The following is a 10973-nucleotide window of genomic DNA, read 5'->3' as shown; positions in this document are numbered from 1 at the left end:
GGTGCGGCGTATAGGATTCGAACCTATGACGTTCTGATTCGTAGTCAGACCCTCTATCCAGCTGAGGTAACGCCGCAGTGCAAGATATATAAAACCTCTTTAGCTTATTGAAGTCAAGCAAAATCTTAAACTTTTTTCCCGCGGGCCGCAATTTCTCACACTGCACCACAAGTATCAGCTCTTCTCGTGCGATCGATTGGCTTTTCGATCACATCGAACCCGGCGCCAAGCTCCCCCAGAAGCGACCTCACCCGTTGGGCACAGTCGTAGTCGGCAAACGAGATGCTCAGCATTCGGGCCACCTGATTAGAAGTTCCAACGCCATAGAAGTGTTCGAGGACAACAAGTGCCTCATGCGCCACAAACGTCTCGACCACATGCGGCGACTCCTCATAGCACCATTGCGTCAATGGTCCCTCGCTCTTCTGCCGAACCACCAAGCCACCCATACCCGACGGCTCGCACGTTACCAGCAGGTGCTCCCCGCCCTCATCGCTCTGGAACAAAACAACCCGTTCATCGAACAGCTCCACCACATCCCCTTTCTCTTGCTCTTAGTTAGCAAAAGCATAGCAGGTAGATGCATATATACAGAACGTTTGTTCGTGTGTTTTCTATCGAGCTGTCCGCACGGCATGGTATAGCCGTACATAAAAAGGGCGCCCCCGAAGGAGCGCCCTTGCATATCCCCTATGCAGCCAAGTTACGCGACCGGCTCGATCTTCTCGAGACCGCCCATGTAGGGACGCAGAACCTCGGGGATCGTGATGGTGCCGTCGGCGTTCTGGTAGTTCTCCAGAATGGCAGCCATGGTACGACCAGCCGGCAGGCCGGAACCGTTAAGGGTGTGCAGGTAGCGCGAACCCTTGAAGTTCTCGGGGTCGCGATACTTAATGTTGGCACGACGGGCCTGGAAGTCACCGCAGTTGGAGCAGGAACTGATCTCCTTGTAGGCGTTGTAGCTCGGTAGCCAGACCTCGACGTCGTAGGTCTGACGGGCAGAGAAGCCCAAGTCACCGGTGCACAGGCTAATCACGCGATACGGCAGGCCCAGCTGCTGCAGCAGGTACTCGGCCTCGGCGGTCATGCTCTCGAGCTCCTCGTCGGACTCCTCCGGCTTAGCGAACTTGACCATCTCAACTTTGTCGAACTCGTGCTGGCGAATGATGCCGCGGGTGTCGCGACCGGCAGATCCGGCCTCCTCGCGGAAGCAGGGGGTGAAGGCAGTGTAGCAGCGAGGCAGAGTGTCGGCGTCCAGAACCTCACCGGCATGCAGGTTAGTCAGTACGACCTCGGCGGTAGGGATCAGGAAGTTGTCGCCCGAGACGTGATAGGCGTCATCCTCAAACTTGGGCAGCTGGCCCGTACCGAACATAGTCTGACGCTTGACAACGATGGGCGGCCACCACTCCTTGAAGCCACGGCTCGTGTGCGTGTCCAGGAAGAAGTTGATAAGGGCGCGCTCCAAGCGGGCGCCGGCGCCACCGAGAACGGTGAAGCGGCTGCCAGAGAGCTTGTTGCCACGCTCGAAGTCGAGGATATCGAGGTCGGTGCCCAGATCCCAGTGCGGCTTAAAGTCGAAGTCGAACTCGCGCGGGGTGCCCCAGCGGCGACGCTCAATGTTCTCGTCCTCGTCCTTACCGTACGGGGTAGCCTCGCACGGAATGTTGGGCAGGTGAGCCATGAAGTCGTACTGCTCCTGCTCAAGAGCGGTACGGCGCTCGGCCAGACCGTCAACCTTCTCGTTGACGGTGCGCACGGCCTCCTTGGCGGCCTCGGCCTCGTCCTTCTTGCCCTCCTTCATCAGGGCGCCAATCTTCTTGGACTCGGCGTTACGCGTGGCCTGGAGCTCCTCGACCTCGGTGATGACGGCACGGCGCTCGTCATCGAGTTCAAAGAACTTCTCGCGATCCCAAGACGTCTGGCGATTTGCCATGGCGGTATCGATGGCATCGGGGTTCTCGCGAACAAACTTGATATCAAGCATTAGATCCTCCGGCGATATACATTCCATTTAGGTTGCAACCTTGTACATGTATGGGCAAGTATATACTTATGAGCGTTTACGACCCAACTCAACTACGCAAGAAGGCACCCAATGGACGCAGTTTTTTCCTTTTTGTTTGGCACCCGCACCGGTTTTGCCATCCTTTTCGCTGGCGGCATCCTGCTGTTTGCGATTCTTGCCTTTGTAATGGAGAAGCGCACCCATAAGATGTATGTCGACCGCGGCCCCAAGTCCGAGGACGAAGAAGACAGCTTCTGGGACTAACCCGCCAAAAAGGGACAGGTTTATTTTGGTCGGTTTTATCTGGGCAAACGCAAGCGCCCCGCAACTGGAATTGAGCCAGTTGCGGGGCGCTTTTCGCATATACGACAAAACCGCAGGAAAAACCTGCCAAAATAAACCTGTCCCTAAATGGAAGGTTTTACTGGAGAGTGGCGTCGATTGCCTTGACCAGGGCGCTGCGCATGCCGGCGTCCTCGAGCGCAACGACGCCCTTGATGGTGGCGCCACCGGGCGAGCACACGGCATCCTTCATCGCTGCGGGATGCTGACCGGTTGCAAGCTGCAGCTTTGCCGTACCCAGCATCATCTGGCTCACAATGCGATAAGCATCGACGCGCGGAATACCGTGCTTGACGGCCGCATCGCCCAGAGCCTCGATCGCCATGGCGACAAACGCCGGGGCGCAACCGCCCACGGTACCGCCCACAAACAGCAGGCTCGTATCGAGCTCGACCACCGTGCCAAGCTTTCCGAGCAGACCGAGCACCGTGGCGCGCTGCTCATCGCTAAGCGTGGAAGCCTTCTCGCAGGCGATAACGCCCTCGCCCACCGAAACCGGCGTGTTGGGCACCGTCGAGATGTGCGCGACACCCGGCAGGACCTGTTCCCACTTGGCACTATCCCAGGTCCAGGCGACCGAAAGGACGACCTTGTCGGCAAGTGCGTCCTTGAGTGGAGCGAAGACCTTCTCAATCATGTACGGCTTTACCGCCGCAACTACGATATCGGACGCAGCGACAACCTCCGCCGCATCGTGGCAGGCAGCCATACCCCGCGCCTCGCAACGCTCAACCAAGGCGTCGTAGTGGCCCGCACAGGCGCACATATCGTTCGCAGCCACACCGGCGGCGATCCAGCCATCGGCCATAGCGCTCGCCATATTGCCAAAACCGACAAATCCAATCTTCATATCTCATAGTCCTCTCAGACACACTCTTCAAAACGAAGGCTATTGTCCCACGTCATTGTTTCGTATTGCCGACCTATTTGTGATACGGCTCTCCACGGCTGATCTTGCAGGCGCGGTAGATTTGCTCCAGCAGCACCACGCGCGCTAGGTTATGCGGCAAGGTAATGCGTCCAAAGCTGAGCATCTCGTCGGCGCGGGCACGTACCTCATCACTCACGCCGTCCGATCCGCCAATCACAAAGGCGATGTCGCTGTTACCACGCAACATAAGATCATCGAGCCGCGCCGAAAGCTCCTCGCTCGAGCGCTCTTTGCCCTCAATGGCCAGCAAGATCACATGCGCTCGCGGTGGCAGGGCAGCAAGAATCGCCGCGCCTTCTTTGTCGCGCGCGGCATCCACGCCGCCCGCCTTGGCCGGATCGATATCGGCCACCTCGCGCATATCTACCTTGGCATAGGCACCTAGGCGCTTGGTGTACTCGGCGCACGCGTCCTTCCAAAAGCGCTCTTTGAGCTTGCCAACGCAAACAACGGTATATTTCACGCGCGTCTACTCCTTCGATTCGTTCTGGACATACCTAGCGCTACCCTAGGATAACCGTCCGAGGCGAACTTGCGGCCCCGGTGGGAGGGGCCGTGGGCAAAAAAAGGCCAAATATGAGTACTGTTACCAATTTAGTAGCAGCATTTTTAGTGAAAAAATGCCCTGTCGAACCCGAGATCATTCCAAATTGACCCGTGTTGCCTCAAACTAGAGTCAAATTAATGTACATCTGTTGCGTAAGTTTCAGAATAATGAGCTTTAGAAATGTAACTGTACTTGTGACAGTACTCATATTTGATGTTTTTTGCCCACGGGGGTTACGGACATACGAAATATCGGCATTGAATCCATAAATACAGCCCGCCGGCGTCCTCGCCAGCTCGCTAAAAACGCTCCGCGTTTTCTTTACGCTCGCTCCTTCGCAGGTTCAAGTCCCTGCGATGGGCCCATAACAAAAAAGCCCCCATTGCTGGGAGCTCTTTCATTTAATGGTGCGGGCGAAAGGACGTCCGCGTATCCGCTTCGCGGATCCGCACCGGCTTCGGCCGCCTGCCGGCGTCCTCGCCAGCTCGCTAAAAACGCTCCGCGTTTTCTTTGCGCTCGCTCCTTCGCAGGTTCAAGTCCCTGCGATGGGCCCATAACAAAAAAGCCCCCATTGCTGGGAGCTCTTTCATTTAATGGTGCGGGCGAAAGGACTTGAACCTTCATGGGGTTGCCCCCATACGGACCTGAACCGTACGCGTCTGCCAATTCCGCCACGCCCGCGTGCAGGAATTAGAATAACGGAGCGCCACCGCGAACGCAAGAATTATTTTTAAAAAGTTTGCAGGCATTTTCCCAAGCGGCTTGCGCGATTGATTCGGCGTCCTCACCAGTGCGATCGACACGGTCGTTAACCAGCGCGTTTGCCGTAATGGAAATCATTGCAGGCTCGCACTCAAGGCCGCGAATGGGCTCCGGCGCCATATAGGGACAATCCGTCTCGAACAAAATACGGTCGAGCGGGGTTGCCACGAATGCCTCGCGCACGTCATCGTTGCGCTTAAAGGTAGCCGCGCCGCCATAGGCGATATAACAACCCAAATCCACAAAGCGCTCCATCGTGGCGCGGTCCTCGCCAAAGCAGTGCAGTACGCAACCGGCCTGGGGCACGCCGATCTCGCGCAGCACGTTGTACGCGTCAACGTGCGAGGTGCGCTCCTGGTCCGTGTCCTCGTGACGCAGATGCAGCTCCACCGGCACGTTACGGCACACGGCAAGCTCGAGCTGGCGCGCCATGCAGTCAATCTGCACGTCATGAGGCGCCGGCACGATATCGTCGTCATAGTCCATGTGGTAGTCCAGGCCGATTTCGCCAATACCGGCGCATAAGGGGTCATCGAGTGCGGCAACGACCTGTGCGTGGACGTCGTCGGTATAGTCCGGCGCGCCATAGGGGTGAACGCCAGCGAGATACTTGATCTGTGGAATATTCCGCATAGGCAGAATTTCGCGCACCAGCCAGTCGCTATAGTCCGTCACGCTTCGTTTATCGGCAATGGGATCGAATACTGTCACCAACAGATCGATGCCTGCGGCTTTAGCGCGCACGAGCGTCTCGGGCACTTCCTTGTCCCAAAACGAGAGCAGATGCGCGTGGGTATCGGCAAGCGGCGCCAAGGGCACGGGACAAGCAACCGTTTTCTTTTTCTTGGTAAACGTCACGCGTTCGGCATTAAGCGTCATGGGATAGCTCCTGGGCCAGACGGACAAAGTCGACAACATCAAGCGTCTCAGCACGCGTGGTAGGCGCGATACCGCAGGCCTCAAAGGCAGCGTCGAGCACATCCTTGGCAAAGCCGTTGGCGCTCATGGAGTTGCGAATGGTCTTACGGCGTTGGGCAAAGGCGGCGTCAATCACACGGGCCACAAATTCGCGATCGAGTCCTTCAGGCAGCGTGCCGTCAACACGGTCGATACGCACGACAGCGGAGTCCACATGCGGTGCCGGCATAAAGCAGCGCGGCGGCACCTCAAAGCGCCCCGTCACCGTGCCATAGAGTCCAAGCTTTGCCGTATACCCACCGTACGTTCTATTGCCAGGAGCTGCGGCGATGCGATCGGCAACCTCTTTTTGAACCATGACGACGGCGCGCTTGAGCGCAGGCATGGTTTGGAAGAACTGCAAAATAATCGTCGCGGCAACGTTATAGGGCAGGTTTGCCACAAATACCGTCGGCTCACTGCCCGCAGCCTGCTCAACCTGCTCCGGGCACACCTTGAGCGCATCGCCCATGATAAAGCGGAAGTTGGCATAGTCGGCGGCGTGGGCATCGAGCACCGGCTCAAGCTCGGGATCGGCCTCAATCGACGTAACGCACGCCGCCTCCTGCAGCAGGGCCAACGTCAGCGTGCCGCAACCCGGGCCAACCTCGAGCACGCGCTCATCGCCCGCAAGCTCAGCGAGCTCACAGATACGTTCGATCACATGGTTGTCGATTAGAAAGTTCTGGCCCAAGCGATGCTTGGTCGCAAGGCCAAACTCCTCCAGCAGCTCCCTAGTTGCCGTGGGATTTGCCAAAGGCGAAGTTGTCATGATTGCCTCCTTACCATGGTGGCTGCATCGTAAAGCAAAAGGGCATGGACCGTTGCGGCCACGCCCTTACATCTAAACAGCAAATTGCCGATATGGCACTCGCGCGGTCTTTACGCCAGACGCGGGAACAGCGGGTCACCCTTCTCGACGGGACGTCCGCCGGCAAGCTGGCCCCAAGTGCAGATGCCCTTGAGGTCGTCGCTCGTGGCCTCGTCCTCGCAGGACAGGCGACGCAGGGCCTCGGTAGAAGTCTGGGGCATGAGCGGCATCAACAGGTGAGCGGCAATGCGGATGGCCTCGAGCAGGTTGTAGATCACAAACGCCAGCTCATCAGCCTTGGCCTCGTCCTTGGCAAGCGACCAAGGCTCGGAGTCCTCGATGTAGTGGTTGGCGGCGTGAATGAGCTCCATGACCTCGTCCTTGGCTCCGCCGTAATCGAGCACGTCCATCTTGGCCATGTAGCGCTCGACCAGGCCGTCGGCGATCTTTGCCAGCGGGTTGCCGAACGCGTCGGCAGACGCCGGCTTAGCCGGAGCGCAACCATCAAAGTACTTGCCGCTCATGTTGAGTGAGCGCGAGATAAGGTTGCCCCAGCTGTTGGCCAAGTCGGCGTTGTAGACCTGCTCCATGCGCTCGAAGCTGATGGCGCCATCGGTGCCGGGAACGACGTCGGTCATGAAGTAGTAGCGATAGCCCTCGACACCCAGCATGTCGATAACATCCTGCGGAGCGATGGCGTTGCCGCGGCTCTTGGACATTTTCTCGGCCTTGCCGGTCTCGGCATTGCGCACGGTCAGGAAGCCGTGGGCAAAGACGTGCTCGGGCAGGGCCTCGCCGATGGCCATGAGCATGGCGGGCCAAATGACGCAGTGGAAGCGGATGATGTCCTTACCCACGATGTGGAACTGCGCGGGCCAGCGATAGGCCAGCTCGGCACGCGCCTCGTCGGTGTCGGCACCGTAGCCGACGGCCGTCATATAGTTGAGCAGCGCGTCGAACCACACGTAGGTCACATGGCCCTCGTCGAACGGGACCCTGATGCCCCAGTCAAAACTCGTGCGGCTCACGGAAAGGTCGTTGAGGCCGCCTTCGACAAAGCTGCGCACCTCGTTCATGCGGAACGCGGGCTCAACAAAATCGGGGTGCTCGTCATAGAGCTTGAGCAGCTTGTCCTGGAAGGCGGATAGCTTAAAGAAGTAGGACTCCTCCTGCACGCGCTCGAGCGGACGGTGGCAATCGGGGCACAGGTGCTGGCCGACGCTGCCGTACTCTTCGTCACCCTTCTGGACCTGCGTATCGGTAAAGTAAGTCTCGTCGGGCACGCAGTACCAGCCGTCATAGCTGCCCTTATACAGGTAGCCGGACTCCTTCATGCGTTCCCACAGATACTGCACCGCATGATGCTGGCGCGGCTCGGTGGTACGAATGAAGTCGTCGTTGGAGATCTCGAGCTTGTTCCAAAGCTCCTTGAAGTGCGGAGCCTGGCTGTCGGTCCACTCCTGCGGTGTCATGCCGTGCTTGGCAGCGGCCTCGGCGACCTTCTCGCCATGCTCGTCCATACCGGTCAGGAACTTGACGTTATAGCCGGCAGAACGGCGATAGCGAGCCTGGACGTCGGCAATGATGGTGGAATAAGCCGTGCCCAGATGCGGATCGGCGTTGACGTAGTAGATAGGCGTCGTGATAAAAAACGAAGGCTTGGTTTGATCCATGGGGTCTGTCCTCCAGAAAAACGTTGCATACAGGGGATGATTCTAACGCAAGGGCTGGATATCCTCCATCTATTGCATATCGAGCACCATGGCATAGACATCGCGCTTGCGGCGCGAATACTTCTGCGACAGGCGCTTGGCCACCGCAGAGGCGGGCTCCCCCTCCTCGAGCGCGGTGCGAATGTCCTCGCGCAGGGCCTCATCAGGATCCACTGCCGCAGCGCCAACCGGCACGATACCGGCCTCCTCATCCTCGCTCGGCGGCGCAATAACCAGCGCGATCTCGCCCTTGACCTCGCCGCGAGCACGCAGCTCCTCGGCGAGCTGGGCGGCGGGCCCGCGCAAGACCTCCTCGTGCAGCTTGGTGAGTTCGCGGCAGACGGCAACCTCACGCTGGGGAAAGACCTCGGCCACGGCCTCGAGCGTCGCCACGATGCGATGTGGGGACTCGTAGAAGATGAGCGCACCGGGCACCACAGCAAGGCGCTGCAAACGGCGCACGCGGTCGCCGTGCTTGCGGCCCAAAAAGCCCTCGAAGAAAAAATGCTCGCAGGGAATGCCGGACGAGACGAGCGCCGTGACGCAAGCAGAGGGACCGGGAATAACCTCGACAGGCACATCCGCCTCACGTGCCGCTTCGACCAGCGCCTGGCCGGGATCGGACACACTCGGCATGCCGGCGTCCGAGGCAAAGGCGAGGGTCTCCCCCGCCAGCAGGCGGTCGACCAGGCCGGCTGCGCGGCTGGCGATCACGTTCTCGTCACAACGGACAAGCGGCTTGGAAATACCCAGGTGCATCAGCAACTTTGAGGTCACACGCGTATCCTCGCAGCAGACGGCATCGGCGGCGGCAAATGTCTCGCCGACGCGCGGAGACAGGTCGCCCAGATTGCCGATGGGCGTACCGACCACATAAAGTTTGCCCGTGCGGCAGCTGTTTTGCGTCATATCAACCTATTCAATCATGCCGCGCTCGAGCGTGCCGAGTGCCGCGCGGGCGTCCCATGCTGCAATACGCTTCTCGGTCTTCCACGTTTGGAAGAACCAGCCAGCCGCCGGTGCAAACGATGCCAGCTGGTTGGCGATAAATACGCGCTCGTAGGCATTGCGACCCTCGGGCGTTACCGAGGAGTTGGCGAAGATCGCCGCACCCGACCATTCGCCCACCAAAACGGGGAACCCAGTTTCGACCGCCTCTTTGAGCTCACGCTTGTTGCGCGAAATCGCCGTCGTCAGACCGCGGGGGCTCGTGATGTCGAGCGCATACTCGTCGCGGTAATGGTACAGGTGAAGGTCCATGTAGACATTCTTGTACTTGGCACCGCGCATAAAGTGCTTCCATTCGCCAGGGTGTCCCGAAGAGGAAAAGACGACGATCTTGTCCTCGGGCATATACGAACGAACGAGCTCGTACGCGTCACGATAGAAGTTGCGCAGGTAGTGCGCCGGAATACCGTCCGTCATGGTAAAGAGGCTCTTGCGTACGCTCATCTGCGGCGTATCCAACAGCTCGATGCCCAGCAGGCTCTCGGTCTCGCCATAGCGATCGGCCAGGCGCTCGAGCACATCGAGCGCAACGTGACGGCCATTGGTGGACGAATGCCACTCAACGACGACTTCCGGCGTCGTGGGCGAATCGTTGGAATCGCCCTGACCGCCGGGTACGGTCGCCAGATTGAGCAGTACGCGGATGTTGTACTTGGCGGCCCACTCAATAGCACGGTCGATATAATCGACGACCGAGATGTAGGAGGCGTCGGACTCCTGCGAGCCAAAGGCATACCACGGCACCGGCAGGCGCACGGCGTTGAGACCGATCTGCGCCATACGACGAAAATCGTCCTCGCTCACAAACGTCTCGTAATGGTGACGCATGCGCTCGTTATAGGCAGCGGTGCCCATGGCCTCCTGCAGCTCGGCTGCATTGGATGCTCCGGTCGCTGCATAGAGCGACGGGGTCACCCAGGGCTCGGGAATAAACCAGCCAGAGAGATTAACGCCGAGAATCCTCTCCATCACGGCCCCCTTCGAATCGCGCAGGTCGAACCTGCATCGTGTTGCATAGGAAAAGTATCGGTTTGAGTATACCCGCGCGTGCGGACAGGCGACCGAACGGTCTACAAAGTGGCGCAAAAGTGGGAGGAATGTCCGGGCAGGCGGACCCGAGATGGCACGCCAAAATGCACATATGCGCCGGAAGTAGACGGCCGGAAAGCGTGCCCCGTTTTTTCGCAAAAGACTGGGATGCATTTTCCGTTCGAGGCCTCAACCGGAAAATGCATCCCGTTCTGAGCGCGGGATCTGGGACGCAGTTTCCGCCAAGGACCGCAAAAGGAAAGCGCGTCCCATTCTGACGCCGGATTCCGGGCCACGCTTTCCCAAACAGGCTCAAAGTGGAAAGCGCATCCCGCTTTGAGGCTTTATTCCGGGATGCAGTTTCCACAGGAGCCCTCGGTAAAAGAAAAAGGACCCCTTTGCAGAGGTCCTAGTCAATTCAAGGTGGCGGGGAAGGGAATCGCGCTCACGCTCCGCGCGTGCGGACCGCTGCGGCGCTTGTGCGCCTTGCGAGCTACGCTGGCAAACGCTTGCGCGTTTACTCAGCTCCGCGCCCTCACGGGGTTCGATTCCGCGTGGGGGCCATATAAAAGAAAAGGACCCCTTTGCAGGGGCCCTAGTCAATTCAAGGTGGCGGGGAAGGGAATCGAACCCCTGACACGAGGATTTTCAGTCCTCTGCTCTACCAACTGAGCTACCCAGCCATTTGAGACGTGCCTTGTTTCAAGGCGTGATTAGTATAACCAAGGACGCGCTCCGGTCAACCGAGAATTTTAAAAAAGTTTTTGAGCGCGCCATCGGCCACGACCTCCTTGATTGTCATTTTCATTGCAACAGCCTCAGGACTCAGCGCAACGCGTTGCGCTGAGTCCTGAGGCGCGAATCCG

The 10973-nt window shown here is 58.9% G+C and carries 10 protein-coding genes and 3 tRNA genes; 1 reads left to right on the top strand and 12 read right to left on the bottom strand.

Annotated features, from left to right (window positions below):
• Nucleotides 1–2: 2 nt before the first annotated feature.
• The 3 genes from GT495_RS10310 to serS all read right to left on the bottom strand — a co-directional run bounded on the left by GT495_RS10310 (nucleotide 3) and on the right by serS (nucleotide 1987).
• Nucleotides 3–76 (bottom strand) — tRNA-Arg (locus GT495_RS10310).
• A 79-nt stretch (nucleotides 77–155) separates the two neighbouring features.
• Nucleotides 156–533: a hypothetical protein gene (locus GT495_RS10305; protein WP_161162702.1), complete on the bottom strand. Its 378-nt coding sequence runs from the start codon at nucleotides 531–533 to the stop codon at nucleotides 156–158.
• A 170-nt stretch (nucleotides 534–703) separates the two neighbouring features.
• On the bottom strand, nucleotides 704–1987 hold the full coding sequence (gene serS / locus GT495_RS10300; RefSeq protein WP_161162570.1) for a serine--tRNA ligase: 1284 nt from the start codon (nucleotides 1985–1987) through the stop codon (nucleotides 704–706).
• A 111-nt stretch (nucleotides 1988–2098) separates the two neighbouring features.
• Between serS and GT495_RS10685 the strand changes: the two genes are divergently transcribed.
• Nucleotides 2099–2272, top strand: coding sequence for a DUF6724 family protein (locus tag GT495_RS10685; RefSeq protein ID WP_006235069.1), 174 nt, complete (start codon nucleotides 2099–2101; stop codon nucleotides 2270–2272).
• 157 nt (nucleotides 2273–2429) lie between these two features.
• Here GT495_RS10685 and proC read toward each other — a convergent pair whose 3' ends face one another.
• The 9 genes from proC to GT495_RS10255 all read right to left on the bottom strand — a co-directional run bounded on the left by proC (nucleotide 2430) and on the right by GT495_RS10255 (nucleotide 10790).
• On the bottom strand, nucleotides 2430–3200 hold the full coding sequence (gene proC / locus GT495_RS10295) for a pyrroline-5-carboxylate reductase (protein WP_161162569.1): 771 nt from the start codon (nucleotides 3198–3200) through the stop codon (nucleotides 2430–2432).
• A gap of 73 nt (nucleotides 3201–3273) precedes the next feature.
• Entirely contained in the window at nucleotides 3274–3744 is a 471-nt protein-coding gene (gene rlmH, locus GT495_RS10290; protein WP_152074054.1) for a 23S rRNA (pseudouridine(1915)-N(3))-methyltransferase RlmH, read from the bottom strand.
• A gap of 678 nt (nucleotides 3745–4422) precedes the next feature.
• Nucleotides 4423–4509: transfer RNA gene (locus GT495_RS10285), tRNA-Leu, on the bottom strand.
• Between the two features lie 9 nt (nucleotides 4510–4518).
• Nucleotides 4519–5469, bottom strand: coding sequence for a TatD family hydrolase (locus GT495_RS10280; protein WP_161162568.1), 951 nt, complete (start codon nucleotides 5467–5469; stop codon nucleotides 4519–4521).
• Nucleotides 5459–6319: a 16S rRNA (adenine(1518)-N(6)/adenine(1519)-N(6))-dimethyltransferase RsmA gene (rsmA, locus tag GT495_RS10275; protein WP_161162567.1), complete on the bottom strand. Its 861-nt coding sequence runs from the start codon at nucleotides 6317–6319 to the stop codon at nucleotides 5459–5461. Before rsmA ends, GT495_RS10280 begins: the two co-directional genes overlap by 11 nt.
• A 110-nt stretch (nucleotides 6320–6429) precedes the next feature.
• Nucleotides 6430–8031 (bottom strand): methionine--tRNA ligase, encoded by a 1602-nt coding sequence (gene metG / locus GT495_RS10270; RefSeq protein WP_161162566.1) that lies wholly within the window; start codon nucleotides 8029–8031, stop codon nucleotides 6430–6432.
• A 69-nt stretch (nucleotides 8032–8100) separates the two neighbouring features.
• Nucleotides 8101–8979 (bottom strand): 16S rRNA (cytidine(1402)-2'-O)-methyltransferase, encoded by an 879-nt coding sequence (gene rsmI, locus GT495_RS10265; RefSeq protein WP_161162565.1) that lies wholly within the window; start codon nucleotides 8977–8979, stop codon nucleotides 8101–8103.
• A 6-nt stretch (nucleotides 8980–8985) separates the two neighbouring features.
• On the bottom strand, nucleotides 8986–10047 hold the full coding sequence (locus tag GT495_RS10260) for a glycoside hydrolase family 5 protein (protein WP_161162564.1): 1062 nt from the start codon (nucleotides 10045–10047) through the stop codon (nucleotides 8986–8988).
• A gap of 670 nt (nucleotides 10048–10717) precedes the next feature.
• Nucleotides 10718–10790 (bottom strand) — tRNA-Phe (locus GT495_RS10255).
• Between the last annotated feature and the right edge of the window lie 183 nt (nucleotides 10791–10973).

Origin of the sequence: Collinsella sp. BIOML-A6 (assembly GCF_009875845.1) — a bacterium.
Classification (GTDB): Bacteria; Actinomycetota; Coriobacteriia; order Coriobacteriales; family Coriobacteriaceae; genus Collinsella; species Collinsella aerofaciens_H.
The sequence above is the reverse complement of the archived record's forward strand: the minus strand, read 5'-3'. Positions and strand labels throughout refer to the sequence as shown.

Coding starts and splice junctions, on each gene's coding strand:
- GT495_RS10280 (WP_161162568.1), bottom strand. CDS start 5,469: ATGACGCTTAATGCCGAACGCGTGACGTTTACCAAGAAAAAGAAAACG.
- proC (WP_161162569.1), bottom strand. CDS start 3,200: ATGAAGATTGGATTTGTCGGTTTTGGCAATATGGCGAGCGCTATGGCC.
- metG (WP_161162566.1), bottom strand. CDS start 8,031: ATGGATCAAACCAAGCCTTCGTTTTTTATCACGACGCCTATCTACTAC.
- GT495_RS10685 (WP_006235069.1), top strand. CDS start 2,099: ATGGACGCAGTTTTTTCCTTTTTGTTTGGCACCCGCACCGGTTTTGCC.
- GT495_RS10260 (WP_161162564.1), bottom strand. CDS start 10,047: ATGGAGAGGATTCTCGGCGTTAATCTCTCTGGCTGGTTTATTCCCGAG.
- rsmI (WP_161162565.1), bottom strand. CDS start 8,979: ATGACGCAAAACAGCTGCCGCACGGGCAAACTTTATGTGGTCGGTACG.
- rsmA (WP_161162567.1), bottom strand. CDS start 6,319: ATGACAACTTCGCCTTTGGCAAATCCCACGGCAACTAGGGAGCTGCTG.
- serS (WP_161162570.1), bottom strand. CDS start 1,987: ATGCTTGATATCAAGTTTGTTCGCGAGAACCCCGATGCCATCGATACC.